Here is a 17,698-nt window from a genome sequence, read left to right on the forward strand (position 1 = left end):
ATTAAGTGGTGAAATATATGGTAGATAACAGAAAACGAATCGTAATGGATCAACCAGATAGTGAAGTATCTCAAAAATATTTCAACATAGCAGAGCGCATTAAATATTATTCAGGTAACAATAAAAAAGCATTGTTATTTTTATCTGAACAAGAAAAAGAAGGTAAAACTACAATCGCGTCAAATATTGCGATTGCACTCGCAAAAAAAGGTGGGAACATTGTCTACCTAGACGCAGACTTAGAGTCACCTTCAATACATGACACATTTAACGTCACATTAAGAAATGGAATTTCAGACGCAATCGCAACAGATAAAAGTATATTATCTGTAACGTACGACACACCGCAGTATGGGCTATCGACAATTCATGCAGGACTAAAACGTTCAATCGGAAACGAACTATTCCTATCAGACAAATTTAAATATGCAGTCGACACGTTAAAAAACAAATACGACTACATTATTATAGATGCAGGAATGGGTATGAACGATTCAGCATGTCTAGATGCAATAAAAGAAGCGGTCGACGCAGTCGTCGTTGTACAAAGTGAAGAACGCTATACACTTGAAACAGATAATTTAATGGAACGATTAAAACAAAAAGACATCGAAGTACTCGGTGTCATAAATAATTTTGTGGAAAGATAATAGGTGAATTTTGATGAGTAGATTTACAAACTATTTCTCAAAACACGTCAGAGAAAGATTTACGAAAGAAATTGAACTCATTGAGATTAATAGAGCGAAGGGAGACTTTATATTCACTTATAAAGTGCTCCCATTTATTAATTTAAGAGTCATTTCCAAATATACAGCCTCAGTAACTATTGATAATTTGGAAATAGATTTACCATGTGAATTTAAAGACGACATCATTACAGTGCGACTGTCTGAAACTTATTTTAAAAATAGACCTGACAATTTTACAATTCAATTATTTTCATTCGGACAACCGATGAGAATTAAAACTCGAAAAAATAAAAATCGTACTCAATATATCGTTAATGAAAAACTTTATAACATAAAAGTTAAAAAGGACGTACATATATCTAAAAGGTATATGAGTTTAGACTTTAAAAATGAGAATGTTGAAGTGAATGACGTCATATTACAAAAAGATGGGATAATGATTAAGCTAGAAAGAGATGTCGATGAAGAAACATCGTTATTTTTAAGTTATCCTCATAAATTTATAGAACTTCCAACAAAACTTATAAACAAAAACACTTTAAAAGTCACTGGACTTGAAAATCTAACGTATGGGGTCAGTACTTTTTACCTAGCTCAAAAAGAAAATGTCTATACAATGAATGGATATTTAGAAGAGAAAAAAGAGCTTTTTACAGATTTTTATGCGTATACAATAGATACAATGCCAGCACTCATGTTAAATGTAAAAGAACATATTGTAAAACTTCGTGCGCTTTATGTGAGTGAAATTACTAACAATATCGTTACATTGAAAATTAAACCGGAGCAAGAAATCCTCCTAGAGCATCCATCTATAAGCATATATAATTCAAAGTTAGATACGACGAAAAAAATCGCGTTATCAGATGATTTGCAAGCGGAAATTCCAATAGAAGATCTTATAGATGGTTTTACAAACAAGAAAATCAATTTCATAAATAGTAATATTATCTACCAGATTGATATACGATCTGCTTATATTGAAGATGAAATGCTCGGACGATTTAGAAACGAGAACGAATATCTAACTACACACTTTTATCGAAGAAAAGATAACTATTTAGGATTTAGAGTGTCTAGACCAAGAATTAAACGACGGATTACAGATATTAAAAATTTTAAATTACAAGGGTTTATAAAAGGTCGTAATTCGTTCCATGAAGTCGAGAACGTAATTATTTTCGAAGATCGTCATAGTCAAGAAATGGTTGTAAATACAATCGATGATAAGTTTAACTATGAAATTGATGCACAGGAAATAATCAATATAATGAGTCGAGATAAGACAATTATTGATTTATATATTGGTATAAGAAATAAAGAAGGCAAAATTGTTGCTCGAGCAAAGTTACCTTATAAAAATTCTAATTATAAAAAAGATAATTTCTATGACTTAAAAATAATTAAACAAAAAGATAGAGATGTTTATCTACTAATTACAACAACTCCATTTAATAATTTAAAGATTGAAACTTTTGTAGTTCCAAAAAGTGTTGATACGAATGTTGAACGTGATAGAAACATTTGGTTACTTGGTGAACGTATAGATACTGCACAAGAAAATGGTTATCAATTATTTAAATACTTACAAGATCAGCCAGTAGAAGCATATTACGTCATTGATGAAGAATCAAAAGACTATAAAAAGATTATGCATGAAGAAAATGTATTAGTTTTTGGTAGTAAAAAACATCACGAAATCAGTTTAAAAGCAGGCGTACTTCTATGTACACATGATTTTGAAAATATATTACCTTATAAGCCATCGAAAGAATTTTTTAATTATAATGAAACATATAAAGTATTCTTGCAGCATGGTGTATTAGGTAGGAAACCAGCAGAATATCATAAAAAATATTATGACGATCCATTTGATATTTTTATTGTTTCAAGTGACAGTGAAAAATACGACGTTGTAGTTAATACAATGGGCTATGAAGAAGACGAGGTAAAAGTCACTGGTTTAGCAAGATTTGATCGCTTACCAATGAATCATAAAGGTAAGGATATCTTACTTATGCCAACATGGAGAGACTGGATAAACACAGACGAGAGATTTTTAAATAGTGAGTATTATTATCGATATAAAAATCTTTTAGAAAACGAACGACTACATGATATATTAGAGAAATATAATGTAAACATAAATTTTTACCCACATTATAGAGCACAACCATTTTTCAACAAAGAATTAATTAACACTTCAGAACACATTAGATTTATAACATTAGGTGAAAAATCAGTACAAGAACTTCTTATAGACCACGCGTTACTCATCACAGACTATAGTAGTGTTAGTTTTGACTTTACAATGATGAATAAACCAGTCGTATACTATCATTTCGATGAAGACAGATTCTTTAATAGAGGAATCTTGAGACCTGTAAATGAGACATTTCTAGGTGATATCGCAGAAACTGAAGAACTATTAGTCAGTTATATAGAAGCATCAATAAAAAATAATTTTGAAACTAATGTAGATGATATTAGTGAAATAATAAAATATCGTGATCATAATAACTGTGAACGGATATATGAAGCGGTCATAAGTGAAAAAAATAAGCTCTAATATTTGATGTGCTACCCAAAAGTTGGACTTTTGGAATTAAGCAGATTGTAAGGTATGTTTCCTGAATTCTTCAGGAGACATGCCTTTTAATTTTAGCTTAATTCTATCTTTATTATAGTATCTAATATATTCATGTACTGCGATTTCTAATGCTTCATATGTTTTGAAAACTTCTCCATAAAACATTTCTTGCTTTAATAAGCCAAAGAAGTTCTCCATCGGTGAATTATCTAAACAGTTTCCTTTACGTGACATACTCATTGTTGCACCAAATTCTGTTATGGTATTTCCCCAACTACTATGTTGATAATGAAATCCTTGATCCGAGTGAACAACTAATTGTTTTAGATTGTGATGGTGTTCCTCAAGTGCTTTATTTAAAGGATTTAGAGCGATTGCTAGGTTCGGTGAACGACTGACCTTATATGCGATAATTTCAGAGTTATAACAATCCATAATTGTTGATAGATATAGTTTCTTTCCTTTGATAGGTAACGCAAACTCTGTGACATCTGTGACCCATAGTTGATTAAATGTTTTCGGCTTAAAGTTACGCTTTACCTTATTTGGAGCGACTGTTCCAACTTGTCCTTTATATGAACTATAACGCGTTCTCGATTTGTTTTTGAATTTTTGACACAGTAAATTATAGGTCTTCATAATGCGTAACAAGCGCTTATGATTCACCACAATTTGTTCTCTGCTTTCGAGTATCGCTTTGATTCTTCTGTAACCATATCTACCTTTATGTTTTGAGACGATTTCTTTAATTTTTTCTACTAGCCATCGATCTTTCTGTTTCTGATCATCCATATGTTTTATCCAGTAGTAATATACAGACTTTGGTAGCTTCAACACTGTTAAAATCTCTTTTAGTGTATAAGTCGTTTCTTGCCTTACCTCAAGCGCTACTTTCGTTTTTTGTCTGTTGGATCTGTCGGTAAGGCGTTTAACTTTTTTAGAATGATATTTTCCAGTTCTTTCATTCTGAGTTCTTCTCTTAGACGTTCTAACTCTTCGCGTTCTGTTTCATTCAGAGGCTCACTCTTCGATACTTGTTTTTGGTTATTTTCTTTCTTAGACATATATTTTATTGGTCTCCCTTGTTTACCCTCTAGAGCAGCTGGACCACCTTCTTGGATCTTGCGATTCCAGTTAGCGATTGTTGTAAAATGCTTGATACCAAAGTATTCCGCTGTTTCTCTATAGGACAATTGATTCTCTTCTCTATATTTTAAAACAGCCTGCTTAAATTCACTAGTATATTGAGTATTACTAAGAGATTTAGTGAGGCCCTGATAGCCATATGTGTTATATTGTCTTACCCATTTTTGAACAAGCGATCTATCCACATTATACTTTTCACCTAAAACTCTATATCCTCCTGATCCATTTAAATATTCATTAACTACTTTTACCTTAAATTCAAAGCTATGCTTTTTATACTTCATACAAAAACACCCCTAAAGTTGGATTTCCATGTCCAACTTTAGGGGTGCACCTCAATTAGAGCTTATTTTTTTACAATTTTTTTATCATATCTATATGCGGAATTCCAACATCCATGTATTCTTTTGAACTTTCCTCGTATCCTAAGTTTGTATAGAATTTAATTGCATGGGTTTGTGCACCAAGTTTTGCCCAGTGGTATCCTGACTGTCTTGCATGAACATGTACGAAGTTCATTAAGTTATTACCAAAGCCCATACCTCTATATTCTTTTAACACAGCCATTCTTTCGACTTTTATTGTTGAGTCGTCTATTTTTCTGTATCTTACTGTGCCTGCAGGCGAGTCGTTAAAGAGTAGGAGGACGTTTAATGATTCTTTTTCGTATTCGTCTAATTCTTTGTCTTCAGGAACGCCTTGTTCTTCTACAAATACTCTTTTTCTTATGTTTACGCAGTCGTTATAGTATTTCTCTTCATCCGTTATATAAATATTTATGTCGGTCACTCCTAAAAAATAATGACTAAGTATTATACTTAGTCATTATATAATATACTTTAAGTTTTGTATTGTCATATCATTCAGGTGAAAAGTATTCGTCTCTAGGGTTTGAACCTGGATTTAATGAGTTATTCCAGTCCTCATTTTGATTATTGTTTTGATTATAGTTTTCTTGATCATTTTGATTGTAGTTTTGGTTATAGTTTTCTTGTTCATCTAAATTTTGCTCTTTTGTCGGTGGTGTATAGTCTTGACCATCTTCTGATTGTACGTCAGTGTCACCTTCGTTTTCTTCAAAGTTGTCTAACGTTTTTTCAGGTATATCAAACCCATCTCCATACTGACTTTTATAACCTTCTTTTGCGAACCCTGGTATATCGTCACCTGTTAACTTGTATTCATCGATAATATCGTTACCAATTAAGACTGTTGGATTTAGCCAGTAAGCGAGTCGAATGTTAGAGAAATCATTGACGTCTGGTGGATCTAATCCAAGTATTTCTCTTAATGTACGACTTAATACGAATAAGTGCTCTTCGTTTGGTTTATAATAATATGCACCATTATCTCCAATAAAATCTTCACCTAAAATCATTGTCGTATCGAACTTAACTTCATTACTTGCGAAGTATTTCGCGAGTTTTGTGAGATCTTTCATTTTAAAGTTATGTGTGACGTTTTGTGATACGACGTCCACTAAATCATCAACTTTAGTAATCGCGCCAGTCGATTTTGCGCGGTTCATAATTGCTTGAACCATTTCCATTTGTCTTTCTCCGCGACCAAAGTCTGAGTCTACACGTCGACTTCTTACAACAGCGAGTGCTTCTTCACCAGTTAATTTACGGTGACCTTTTTTAACTTTAATTTTACCTGTGTCGTCTTGGTTTGGTTCTTCCATATCAAATGGGACATCGAACTCAACACCACCTAACGTATTGACGATATCAACGACTGAGTCGAAGTTTACACGTATGTAAAAGTCGACAGGTACGTTTAGTAAATTTTCAACTGAATCTACTGCACCATCAATGCCACCTAACGCGTGTGCGTGGTTGATTTTATCAAATGCTTGTTCGTCACTCATATAACTTAGTGTGTCACGCGGGATATTAATCATTCGAATAATATCACCTTCACGGTCAAACGTCGCAAGTATCATCGTATCTGTTCTAAAGTCATCGGTATTTATTTTTTCTTTTTCAGCACGTTTTTTATTTTCATCGATACCTAATATTAATACGTTGAAACTATTATCGATATCGACATCTTCATCGCCACGTAACTCTGATTTATCATTTTTTAAATCACTAAATGACGAATTAACACCTTTGTTTAAGGTGTAGTATAAGTAACCTCCATATGCTGCTGCACCAATTAATCCAATAATAATGATGACGAGCAATATTTTTAAAGTTTTCTTCATAAATTATCTCCAAACTAAGCTTAAAAATTAATTAGCATTTATTTTAACACTTTTACTAATACATTTGTATTATTTGTATGATTATACTCATTCCACTGATGTTTAAATTTACGAATTTCATCTATAGAGAACTGATTCTCTTTAATCATTTGTATAATATCGTCTGTAGAATAGGCGATATTTGATGTCGTTAAATTTTCGTATTTGTCAATAAGTCCTTTTTCTTTTTTATAGTCGTCGATATCATACGGATAATATATAATCGGTCGTTCTAGGTTGGAAAATTCAAATCCAACAGACGAATAATCTGTAATTAAAATATCAGTCATACTTAAAACGCTTTCTAAAGAATACCCTTTACTTAGGTTAATCACGTTTTTAAGAATGTTATTTAACTCGACAGTCGGGTGAAGTCTTAACGCGATAATATAGTTATTTGGTAAGACTCTCGTCATCTTTTCGATATCAAGGTGAATGTCATTCACATTAAACTGATTTTCACGATACGTCGGTGCGTATGTAATAATGATTGTTTCATTACTAATATTTAGTGACTTTCTTAAACAATCGTTCGTATTTTTTATGACAGCTTCATCGTTATAAAAATCGAGTCTTGGCATACTAGTTTTTAGTATTTTGTCATCATTAATATTAAATACTTTTTTAAATATTTCTGACATTGTTTTAGAACCAGAGACATAGTAGTCGATATTTTGATACGTACGTTGAAATCTGTCTTTTGATCGCTTTGGTCTATGGTTAAAAGTCTGATCAGCTAAGCCAAAAGCTTTAACTGCGCCTACTGCGTGCCACGTTTGTATGACAGTAACGTAAGGTCTTAACGTATTCATACCACCAAGTACTGGGAAATGATTGTCTAGAATAATGTTTTTTGCTCGACTGATTTCATACAGTTCTTTTAAATTAAAGTTACTATGTGAATAGACCGTGACATTATTATAATATTTGAACTCATACGGACGTTCTGTATAAATAATAACTTCATTGTAATAACGTAATTTAGGATTTTGAATAATATAATTAATGTTGTCGCCATATGAGGTTAATAATACAACTGAATTTTTAAGTGGCAATAATCGCGCGAATAAAAAGAAACGTGAGACAATAAAATTGTACACACGTAACACTGCTTCTTTAATCATTATTGTTTAAGTCTTTCTTAATTTTAGTCGTAGAAATACCTTCAGTTCTAGGAAGATACACAACTTCACATAAGTCTTTTAAGAAGTCGAACTCACCTTCCCAGTCATGTCCCATTACAAAAGTATCGATATCATGTTTTTTAATATCGTCACGTTTTTGTTCCCAGTTTTCTTCAGGGATAACTTCATCGACGTATTTAATTGCTTCTAAAATAAGTTTACGATCTTCATAAGAATGGTAAGATTCTTTATGCTTTAGGCGATTAAATTCATCCGAAGAAACTGCAACTACTAAGTAATCCCCAAGTTCTTTCGCACGTCTTAAAATATTAACGTGACCAGCGTGTAGTAAATCAAAAGTTCCATAAGTAATAATTTTTTTCATTAAAAATCACCTTTAATTTTTATACTAACTTTCAGTTTATAACATTCTTATATTTAATGCGATAATTATTGTAAAGAAATTAAAGTTTTCGTTTAAAATCTTAGGTATAATATAAAGTATAGATTATAATAGTTTAAGGATAATTAGAAAGTAAGGTATTTTATGAAGATTTTTAAATCAATCGCATTATTCGGTTATAAAGTTGTATTCAAAATTGCTGGTGCAGTGTTACCAAAAAAGAAAAACAGAATTATATTTGAAAGTTTCTTAGGAAAACAATATAGTGATAACCCTAGAGCATTGTATGAGTATATGTTAAAAGAATATGGTGATAAGTATGAATTAATTTGGAGTGTAGACAAAAGATATATCCAATTATTCGAAGACAAACAAGTACCATATTTTAAAAGATTTTCATTAAAATGGTTAATTGCAATGAATACTGCAGGAATGTGGATTTCAAATAGTCGCCTGCCTTTATGGATTTCAAAACCTAAAAAGACGACGTATTTACAAACATGGCATGGTACACCGTTAAAACGTCTTGCGTTAGATATGGACGAAGTTCATATGCCAGGGACAGATACAGAGCGTTATAAGAAAAATTTCACGACTGAATCGAGTAAATGGGACTATTTAGTGTCACCGAATCATTACTCTACAGAAATCTTTAAACGTGCATTTAATTTTAATAAAACAGTCTTAGAAACAGGTTATCCTCGAAATGACTATTTAGTAAATTATAATGATGAGGATTATATTCATAAGCTTAAAGTAGATTTAGGAATTCAGAGAAATAAAAAAGTAATATTATACGCACCGACTTGGCGTGATAACGAATTTTATGCGCGTGGGCGCTATAAGTTTGATATTCAATTAGATTTGGATAGAATGCGTGATCAGCTGGGTGAAGACTATATTATTTTACTTAGAATGCATTATTTAATTGCAGAAAATATTAACGTTGAAAAGTATGAAGGTTTCGTTATTGATTTTTCAAGTTACGAAGATATTAGAGACTTATATTTAGTTTCAGATATTTTAATGACGGATTATTCTTCTGTATTTTTCGATTACGCGATTTTAAATCGTCCAATGCTATTCTTTACATATGATTTAGAAAGCTATCGTGATACGTTAAGAGGGTTTTATTTTGATTTTGAAAAAGATGCCCCTGGTCCATTGTTATATAATACTGATGAGGTTATTGAAGCAATTCAAAATATAGATCAAGATCAGTTTTATGACTTACGTCAAAATTTTAGAAAGAGATTTTGTAAACTAGAAAATGGTCAAGCGTCAAAAAATGTAATTGAGAAAACATTAAAATAGAGATTTGAAAGGAATTATTATGAAATCTTTGTTTAAACTAATAAAAGAGCAAATTGAATATTTTAATTTAGCTCGAAGATTATCTTTATATGAATTAAAAAGTAGTAACAAAAACAACTATCTTGGAATGTTATGGGAGTTATTAAATCCATTAACACAAATACTTATCTACTGGTTTGTGTTTGGTACACTACGAAACCGTGCGCCGGTAGAGGTCAATGGTGAAGAGATACCATTCTTATTATGGCTTATCGTTGGTTTTTTAGTTTGGATATTTTTCTACCAAGCATCTATACAAGCATCAAAGTCAATTTACTCAAGATTAAGAATGTTATCTAAAATGAATTTCCCGATGAGTGTGATACCTAATATTCCTATTTTTTCAAAAATGTATATTCACATTGGGATGATTATTATTGCATTCTTTATTTATCAGTTTTCTGGATATACAGTCACAATTTATATCATACAGTTCTTTTACTTTGTTATTTGTTTATATGCATTAACATTTGCTTTTGGATTGATTATGTCAACGCTATCTACAATTGTGAGAGACGTACACTTATTCTTAAACTCTACTTTAAGAATGGGACTATATGTTTCAGGAGTACTTTGGCCGTTAACAATTTTAAATGATTTTCCAAAAGTTCAAGCATTTTTAAAGTTTAACCCTCTAATTTATGTAGTAGAGGGATACCGATATGCATTTCTAGGTAGAGGATGGTATATCGTAGAGCATTGGAAATATGGATTATACTTCTGGGCACTTGTATTGATTCTTCTAATCATTGGATCAGTATTACACATGAGATTTAGAAGAAACTTTATTGACTACTTATAGAGGTTGGATAGTATGGAAAAAGTAATTGAGGTAAAAAATGTCACTAAAAGATATAAATTATTTGATGATTCAAAAGAGAAGTTTTTAAGTTTATTTAATCGAGAAAACTATGGTAAAGACTTTTATGCACTTGACCAAGTAAATTTCTCCGCCTATGAAGGAGACGTGGTTGGATTTATTGGAACAAATGGTTCTGGTAAATCAACGTTATCAAATATAATCGCAGGAATAGTACCTGAAACATCTGGCGATATAAAAACAAGAGGCGAAGTTGCTTTAATAGCAGTATCTGCGGGTTTAAATAACAACTTATCTGGTAGAGAAAATATTGAATTAAAATGTTTAATGCTCGGTTTTACCAAACGAGAAATTGAAGAATTAGAGCCAGAAATCATAGAGTTTTCTGAGCTCGGTGAATTTATCGATCAGCCCGTTAAATCGTATTCAAGTGGTATGAAGTCAAGACTTGGTTTTGCTATCTCGGTAAGTGTTGACCCAGATGTTTTAATTATTGACGAAGCACTATCTGTTGGAGATAAAGCGTTCGCTGAAAAAAGTTTACAAAAGATGAAAGATTTCAAAGCACAAGGTAAGACAATGATATTTGTTTCACACTCTTTAGGACAAATGAAACAATTTTGCGATAAGATACTATGGTTAGAATTTGGTAGAGTAAAAGCTTATGGTGAAGCAGATGAAGTTTTAGGAATGTATGAAAAGTTTCTAAACAAATGGCAAAAAATGTCTAAAAAAGAACGCGATGAATATCGTAAAAATGTATTATCTACACCTGTTCAAACAGAAACAATTTCAAAATCTGAAGACACGTTAGTATATACAACAACAGATGAATTTATAGATGAAAGTGATGACTACGAAATTCAATTAGAGAGTCGTCTTGCTCATATACGTGGTGGTAAATCTTATATATACGACGCACCAAATAATCAAGAGGCTAGCAAACCTTCAGATAAGTTAAAAAACAAAGTCTATTATGTAAAACGTTCGACATCATACCGTTTTGAAAAGTTTTACTTATTAAGTACAAAGCCAAGTGGAGAAGAAGGTTTAATAGGTTGGATGAAAGAAACAGATTTACAAACCCATGTAACAACCTTTGTAGATAAAGATAAAAAAACATTCAAATTAAATGGTAAAGGATCTGCATACAATACCGCGTGGGGTGGCAAAAAACAATTAGTTTTTGACGACTTATCAGACATGAAGAATGAAACAATAGTAGTTGAAGAAACTTGGTTTATAGGTACTAATACGTGGTGTAAAGGTTATCTAAAAGAAAACTTAATTTGGATTAATGCGAAGTATGTTTATCAATAATTTAAGGAGAAATAGTACTAATATGCTTGAACTTTCAATAATAATGCCATTATATAATAAAGAATACTCAATAGAACAAAGTTTAAATTCAATAATTAATCTTGATATTGATCATTCAAACATTGAAGTCATAATTATCGACGATAAATCAACAGATGATTCAGTTAATATAGTTAGTAAATTTCTAGAAGATTATGACTTTTTTAAACTAATAGAGTTAGAAGAGAATTCTGGCAGTCCATCTACACCTAGAAATGTTGGTATAACAAAAGCAAAAGGAACTTATATTGCACTTTTAGATGCGGATGATTGGTTAGACAGCAAGGGATTTCCTGAATTACTTAAGCAAGCGATTGAAAACGATTCTGACTTTGCATTTGGACAAGCGATTAAACACTCAGATAAAAATATTTCAAAAATAGCAACATTTGCATCTTACAAAAAACAAAATAATTTAATTCCATATGAGATTGAGAAGATTTTTAGAGCGGTTGGACCACCAGGTAAAATTTTTAAAAGGTCACTAATAGTTAATAATGATATTAAGTTTAAGCATTTAAAATATGGTGAGGACAAACTTTTCTTTATAGAGGCTATTAGTTTAAGTAGCAGTGCTTCAATGAATCCAACACCAGTGTATCATGTGAATCGTTATTCTAGAAATGTGTCATTAGTACAAGAAACGAGTATTATTGAAAAAAGTTACCTTAATATAGAGGTCTTAAAAGACGTAATTTTAATGAATATTCCTGATTCTGCTAAGAAAGAAGCTATTAGCAGAATAATAGAAATGGACTTTTTATCTAGGCTATTTAATCGAAAAAGATTTCTAAATTCTAATAATAAGAAAGATTACTATAAAGTGTTTAATATTATGATGAAAGTACTAGATAAAAACAATTTAGTGGCAGATGATTATATCACAGACAATAGTCTAGGAGCTATATTAAAGTTAGTAACTGAAAAACGATACGATGACTTAATAGAATTTATTACTATTACTACAGGAAAACAGAAGTCAGCGAGATTTTTAAAAGACAATCAATCATATATGAGGCTGCCAACACCCCTCGAAGATATAGAACCAGTTAAGGATGAGATTTACGCTGTTTATAATGGTACTTCTGAGATGAATGGTGAGTTTTATGAAATTATAAATGTTTATATTGATGATGTTCAAAGAATTAACAAAGTGTTGTTATGTGAAATTAGTAATGAACCAATTGAGAAAGAAGTTAGCTATCTAGTTAATGATTATAGAATTCTTATTAAAACAAATGATTTAAACTTTGATGATTATAACTTTAACATAAAAATAGTATATGATAATTATAAAAGTGTTTTAGTGAATGCAAGTTATCCATCAGCAAATATCAATTATAATCTTAATCGTCAACATTATAAAGTTGAATTTACCAATCATCATAGTAAAAACACTCATCCTTCAGCAAAAATAAAAGCGAATTATTTAACTGAAGTTCCTGAATCTGTTGAAATACTTAAAAAGTGTTATGTTTATAATGATGTTGAATTTAAAGAGAAACCATTAAAAAAACTAAATAAAAATGATGAAATTAAAGTCTGTGATATTATGTATACAAAAAAAGGAACTCCAAGATTAGTTACAAAAGATAAGCAATTTATTACCGCCAATAAAGAATTTGTAAAAATTATTGAATAGTTATGTAAAGAGAAAAACTTGTCTAAGAAGTTTTTCTCTTTATTATTTTTTTTAAGGAGGATAATGTTGAAAACTTATACATCTGTAATATTTTGGATGAGGGCTATTTGTTGTTTGAGTGTTGTAATGATTCATTCGGTAACTACGACTTTTTATAAATTCGACATGCCGAATTCAGGTTATATATTAAGAGTTTTCCAATTACTGTTATTATTTGCAACACCTATGTTTGTATTTATTTCAGAATTTTTATTAGCTAAGAATTATAGAACTAGTGTGAAAGAAGGGTTCTTTAAGCAAAAGTTATTGATGCTTGGTGTTCCATATATTTTTATAAATTTAGGATTGGCATATGTATTTGGACATCCAAAGAATATCGAAGATTACATAGATTCTGTTAATTACATGATGTTTCATGGAGGGACGGTAACTTATTTTATAGTTATAATTTTTCAGTTTTACTTATTACATATTTTATTTTCAAAATATCTAGTTCATTTAAATCCTGTAAAAATAACTATTTGCTCAGTTGTGTTCAGCTCATTATTTTGGGCCATGAGAAAATTTGTTGAAACACCTGACAATTATTTAATAAGTTGGCTATGGCAAAGAGAAGGCTGGATGATATTTTTTGGATGGCTATGCTATTTTGTTTTAGGATTTTATATTGGGTATTATTATGAAGAATTTATGAGTAGTATAAAAGATTACGCAATCCCTATTTTAATTGGAACAGCATTTGTAACTATATGGGTTATATATAATTATATGTCGGGGTGGTTAACACTTGTAGATTCAAAAAGGATTGATACACCTATTTATGTCACTATGATAATATTGTTATTCTTTTTATTGTCATCATACTTCAAATATGTGCCAAAATTTATTCTTTTTATAAGCAATTATTCATTTAGTATTTATTTATTACATTATTTCTTTGTCCATCGACTTGGGCAACTACATGATCACCCTGTATTTAATATGTTATTTACTTTTATACTATGTATAGTGTTTTCAGTATCAATAGCTTATATTGCTAATCAATTTAAATTAGGTAAATATATCGTTGGTGGAATTGGCAATCTCACACATGAACAGTTTTATAAAAAATATAAAATGGGATTAGTTGATTAATAAGAAAGCGTCAGAATTAGTATTCTGACGCTTTTTAATTTAGTTTAGGTCTTCTTGAATCTTTTCATGAATCATATCACCGATAATTTTAGCAGCATTGCCTTGCTCTTTTGAACAGAATCTTTCGTGAAACTGATTGATTTCATTTTTAAAACTGTTTTCAATTTGATCTAGATTTTTTAGTTGATGAATTAATTCATCTGATTCTGTAGTGATTGGGCCAGGTAAATCTTTCATATAATCTAAGTAAAAACCTCTTAATTCTCCTTCGTATTTTTCTAAGTCATAAGCAAAGAATATTTGAGGTCTTTTTAGAATACCGTAATCAAACATTACTGATGAATAATCAGTAATTAAGCAATCACTGACTAAATATAAATCAGAAACGTTATTATAATTTGAAACGTCTATTGCAAAGTCTTCATAACCTTTAATGTCAATTTGGTTGGCAATTAGATAGTGCATTCTTAGAAGAATTACATAATCATCGCCAAGTTCTTCATACATTTTTGGTAGGTTAATTTTTAATTCAAATTGATATTTTCCTTTTTTAATATATTCATCGTCACGCCAAGTTGGTGCATATAATATTACTTTCTTATCTTTCGGTAAATTTAATTTTCTTTTAATTTCTTCGATATATTTTTGATTGTTTTGGTTATTAACGAGCACATCATTTCTTGGATAACCAATTTCTAAAATATTTTTAGCATCCATCCAAAATGCGGATTGAAAAATCTCTGTTGAATATTCATTCGGTGAGATGAGTACATCCCATCGTTTAGTTTCGTTTTTAAAATTACGTTTATATTTTTCAGTATTTGTCCCTGGCATTTTTACTTCTGCCATATCATTACCCAGTCGTTTTAATGGTGTTCCGTGCCACGTTTGAATGTATGTTTGGTTTTCTTTTTTGTATAAGTGAAGCGGTGTTCTAGCATTACTTACCCAGAAACCAGCTTTAGAGTATGCATCGTAATAATTTTTAGAAGATCTCTTAATTTTTTCTGCAGGTTTAGGTACATAAGTTGATTTTGGCTTACGTAAAATCCATTTATAATTATATTGTGGATAAGTTTTGGACATATATTCATAAATTGCCTTAGGGCTGTCACTATATGCCTGACCAGCAAAAGATTCAAATATAATTGTTTCAGGATCGACTTTAGTATATTTATTTGTTAATTCGTATTTTGAACGATTTTTAGTGCGATGACCTGTGATGACTTGTCTAAGTAATCTTGACTTATATCTAAAATCATTGATGTGATTTGCAATGCTAGTGTTTCCACGCATTAAAGCATACATTTCAATGTTAAAGAATGGCTTTGTTTTATTAAACAGATCCTTATTTAAAAATTTAGCAACGATTTCAAGTGAGTCTTTATTATTTTTATAACGTTCTGCTACTTGTGGATGATGCGGGTCAAATTCAGTTTCTAATTTATCTTTTAAGTCGTTAATCATAAATTGACGTATTCTATCATTATGAGCTTTATAAATATATCTAATAAAGTTCTTAACATATGCTTTAAATTCATCATCAAAATCATTTTCAGCATATTTTAATATGTTTAATGAATCGTGATTCTCATCACGATAGTATAAAGGGAACTTATAATAATAATCAGTTTTTCTAGCATTATGAATTGCGTCAAGCACAAACGCCCATTCAGAATAACGACCTATATTTGAATTAAATATTATTTCATTATTTTTAATAATGGATGTTTTAAATACAACATTTGTAGAAGTGCTTCGTCTTCCAATATTAGTGTTGTTATCTTCTAAAATATTTTCATTCACTTTTAATTTATTTATATCTATGAATTGCGGGATGTTATATGTTTTTGTGAAAACCGATGAGAAGACAATATCATTTTTCTTAATTTGTTCTAAATAAAAACCAGTTGTATATGATGGTAAAATATCGCCCGCATCTATAAACATAAAGAATTCAGTTTCTATATTATTTAAAGAAATATTTCTTTGTTCAGCTAAATTTAATGTCGGGTCAATTTCTGTAATTTCATATTTATTTTTGAAATGAGCTAATTTCTCTGTTATTAGATTTTTTATAGAAGAATCTTCTTCAGATATAATAATTTTTAGTTGAAAACTTTGTTCTCTTTGTTTGAGAATACTATTTAAAGTTTCAGAAACTTTTTTTTCATCTTTTAAACAATTGACGATGTAGGTTAATGTATTCATAGTTAACTCCTATCAATATGATTTCATTGTTATTTATTATAATATAATAAGTTAATAAATTAAATGACCTGTTAGCTTGTACAGTATATTATGTCCAAAACGACACTCTTTATGTTACAATTATATTACGAAAATCGCTACGGAGGCGTGTATATGAAACGTTTAAGCCTCTTTATGCTTATGATTTTAATGACGATAGTGCTCGCGGCATGTAGTACTGAAAATGATCCCGTTGAGTTAGAGAATGGGTTTGTATATAAAGAAAAATCTAAGTTTAAAGAATTTGACAATTATAATTTTGTCGCTAAAGATTATGATGTTGAGTTAAATTATCCACACTTTGGCGAAAAAAGAATTGATGAAAAAATTGAAATGAATCGTGACAGAGAGTATGAGGATTTCGTTAATCTCGTCGAAGCTGATGAAACAAATGACGAAGCTTCTTTAAGGATTGTTTTTAACCCTCATGACGTGAGGGGCGAAATTTTTATGTTTAATATTACTAAAGTAGTTAAACTAACGACAGATACAGACTACTCTCACCACGGAATACTTGCTGTAAACACAAGTAGTGGTGAAGCGGTGTTAAGAGATAATTTATTTGACACTGAACCAACGACGCGTGAAGCGTTGTTTTATCGTCTAGATCAGTCGATTAAAGACACACCATCAATTGCTCCATATTATGATGAGAAAAAATTAGAAGAACGTATTATGGATATCTCTAAAACATTTAATAATGTTGATTTTAAAGGAGATACGGTACAATTTCACTTTGAACAAGATGAAATCGGGTCAAGTGCGATGGGAACACCGACAGTTGAATTAGCATTTATTGACGTTGTTGAGTTTTTAGAGCCGGGTATTAAAGCGGTCGTCGAGGGAGAATCGATGCCGACAAAAGAGGAAAAATAACGGCATTTAAATAGCCTAGAGATACTTATTTTTTAAGCAATCTCTAGGCTTTTTTAATTAT

The 17,698-nt window shown here is 30.4% G+C and carries 14 protein-coding genes and 1 pseudogene; 8 read left to right on the forward strand and 7 right to left on the reverse strand.

All coding sequences use genetic code 11. The features are described 5' to 3' along the window. Positions 1-17 precede the first annotated feature (17 nt). On the forward strand, positions 18-650 hold the full coding sequence (locus KPF49_RS02095; RefSeq protein WP_183673573.1) for a CpsD/CapB family tyrosine-protein kinase: 633 nt from the start codon (positions 18-20) through the stop codon (positions 648-650). Positions 651-663: 13 nt separating this feature from the next. Then, a complete protein-coding gene (locus KPF49_RS02100) occupies positions 664-3,261 on the forward strand; it encodes a CDP-glycerol glycerophosphotransferase family protein (RefSeq protein WP_183673575.1) in 2,598 nt (865 codons plus the stop codon). Between the two features lie 36 nt (positions 3,262-3,297). Here KPF49_RS02100 and KPF49_RS02105 read toward each other — a convergent pair. The 6 genes and pseudogenes from KPF49_RS02105 to tagD all read right to left on the reverse strand — a co-directional run. Continuing rightward, a pseudogene (locus KPF49_RS02105) lies at positions 3,298-4,188 on the reverse strand (IS3 family transposase); the annotation flags it as partial. Next, complete coding sequence (locus tag KPF49_RS02110) at positions 4,170-4,712, reverse strand: helix-turn-helix domain-containing protein (RefSeq protein WP_183672582.1); 543 nt, start codon at positions 4,710-4,712, stop codon at positions 4,170-4,172. The gene KPF49_RS02110 and the pseudogene KPF49_RS02105, both read right to left, overlap by 19 nt. A 70-nt stretch (positions 4,713-4,782) precedes the next feature. Then, positions 4,783-5,217, reverse strand: coding sequence for a GNAT family N-acetyltransferase (locus tag KPF49_RS02115; protein ID WP_246562777.1), 435 nt, complete (start codon positions 5,215-5,217; stop codon positions 4,783-4,785). Between the two features lie 70 nt (positions 5,218-5,287). Further along, positions 5,288-6,637, reverse strand: a complete 1,350-nt coding sequence (locus KPF49_RS02120) for an LCP family protein (RefSeq protein ID WP_183674007.1) — start codon at positions 6,635-6,637, stop codon at positions 5,288-5,290. Between the two features lie 38 nt (positions 6,638-6,675). After that, positions 6,676-7,800, reverse strand: coding sequence for a CDP-glycerol glycerophosphotransferase family protein (locus KPF49_RS02125; protein ID WP_183674010.1), 1,125 nt, complete (start codon positions 7,798-7,800; stop codon positions 6,676-6,678). Next, positions 7,793-8,185: a glycerol-3-phosphate cytidylyltransferase gene (gene tagD / locus KPF49_RS02130; RefSeq protein ID WP_183674012.1), complete on the reverse strand. Its 393-nt coding sequence runs from the start codon at positions 8,183-8,185 to the stop codon at positions 7,793-7,795. The genes KPF49_RS02125 and tagD overlap by 8 nt, the downstream gene beginning before the upstream one ends. A 162-nt stretch (positions 8,186-8,347) precedes the next feature. Here tagD and KPF49_RS02135 point away from each other — a divergent pair, with 162 nt between their 5' ends. From KPF49_RS02135 to KPF49_RS02155, 5 genes are all read left to right on the forward strand, one after another. Further along, complete coding sequence (locus tag KPF49_RS02135; protein ID WP_183674014.1) at positions 8,348-9,517, forward strand: CDP-glycerol glycerophosphotransferase family protein; 1,170 nt, start codon at positions 8,348-8,350, stop codon at positions 9,515-9,517. Between the two features lie 19 nt (positions 9,518-9,536). Then, positions 9,537-10,358, forward strand: coding sequence for an ABC transporter permease (locus KPF49_RS02140; protein WP_183674016.1), 822 nt, complete (start codon positions 9,537-9,539; stop codon positions 10,356-10,358). 12 nt (positions 10,359-10,370) lie between these two features. Beyond that, positions 10,371-11,696, forward strand: a complete 1,326-nt coding sequence (gene tagH / locus KPF49_RS08150) for a teichoic acids export ABC transporter ATP-binding subunit TagH (protein ID WP_183674018.1) — start codon at positions 10,371-10,373, stop codon at positions 11,694-11,696. 22 nt (positions 11,697-11,718) lie between these two features. Beyond that, on the forward strand, positions 11,719-13,377 hold the full coding sequence (locus KPF49_RS02150) for a glycosyltransferase family 2 protein (protein WP_183674020.1): 1,659 nt from the start codon (positions 11,719-11,721) through the stop codon (positions 13,375-13,377). A gap of 66 nt (positions 13,378-13,443) precedes the next feature. Beyond that, complete coding sequence (locus KPF49_RS02155; RefSeq protein ID WP_183674022.1) at positions 13,444-14,511, forward strand: acyltransferase family protein; 1,068 nt, start codon at positions 13,444-13,446, stop codon at positions 14,509-14,511. A 39-nt stretch (positions 14,512-14,550) separates the two neighbouring features. Here the strand turns inward: KPF49_RS02155 and KPF49_RS02160 are convergent, their stop codons facing one another. After that, positions 14,551-16,722 carry a CDP-glycerol glycerophosphotransferase family protein gene (locus tag KPF49_RS02160; protein ID WP_183674024.1) on the reverse strand — a complete coding sequence of 724 codons (2,172 nt, stop codon included), beginning with the start codon at positions 16,720-16,722 and terminating at the stop codon, positions 14,551-14,553. 153 nt (positions 16,723-16,875) lie between these two features. Here KPF49_RS02160 and KPF49_RS02165 point away from each other — a divergent pair, with 153 nt between their 5' ends. Further along, positions 16,876-17,637, forward strand: a complete 762-nt coding sequence (locus tag KPF49_RS02165; protein WP_219490136.1) for a hypothetical protein — start codon at positions 16,876-16,878, stop codon at positions 17,635-17,637. The last annotated feature ends 61 nt before the right edge of the window (positions 17,638-17,698 follow it).

Origin of the sequence: Nosocomiicoccus ampullae (genome assembly GCF_019357495.1) — a bacterium.
Classification (GTDB): Bacteria; Bacillota; Bacilli; order Staphylococcales; family Salinicoccaceae; genus Nosocomiicoccus; species Nosocomiicoccus ampullae.

Excerpts from the sequence above, each read along its gene's own strand:
- KPF49_RS02095 (WP_183673573.1), top strand. The coding sequence starts at position 18 with ATGGTAGATAACAGAAAACGAATCGTAATGGATCAACCAGATAGTGAA.
- KPF49_RS02100 (WP_183673575.1), top strand. The coding sequence starts at position 664 with ATGAGTAGATTTACAAACTATTTCTCAAAACACGTCAGAGAAAGATTT.
- KPF49_RS02110 (WP_183672582.1), bottom strand. The coding sequence starts at position 4,712 with ATGAAGTATAAAAAGCATAGCTTTGAATTTAAGGTAAAAGTAGTTAAT.
- KPF49_RS02120 (WP_183674007.1), bottom strand. The coding sequence starts at position 6,637 with ATGAAGAAAACTTTAAAAATATTGCTCGTCATCATTATTATTGGATTA.
- KPF49_RS02125 (WP_183674010.1), bottom strand. The coding sequence starts at position 7,800 with ATGATTAAAGAAGCAGTGTTACGTGTGTACAATTTTATTGTCTCACGT.
- tagD (WP_183674012.1), bottom strand. The coding sequence starts at position 8,185 with ATGAAAAAAATTATTACTTATGGAACTTTTGATTTACTACACGCTGGT.
- KPF49_RS02135 (WP_183674014.1), top strand. The coding sequence starts at position 8,348 with ATGAAGATTTTTAAATCAATCGCATTATTCGGTTATAAAGTTGTATTC.
- KPF49_RS02140 (WP_183674016.1), top strand. The coding sequence starts at position 9,537 with ATGAAATCTTTGTTTAAACTAATAAAAGAGCAAATTGAATATTTTAAT.
- tagH (WP_183674018.1), top strand. The coding sequence starts at position 10,371 with ATGGAAAAAGTAATTGAGGTAAAAAATGTCACTAAAAGATATAAATTA.
- KPF49_RS02150 (WP_183674020.1), top strand. The coding sequence starts at position 11,719 with ATGCTTGAACTTTCAATAATAATGCCATTATATAATAAAGAATACTCA.
- KPF49_RS02160 (WP_183674024.1), bottom strand. The coding sequence starts at position 16,722 with ATGAATACATTAACCTACATCGTCAATTGTTTAAAAGATGAAAAAAAA.
- KPF49_RS02165 (WP_219490136.1), top strand. The coding sequence starts at position 16,876 with ATGAAACGTTTAAGCCTCTTTATGCTTATGATTTTAATGACGATAGTG.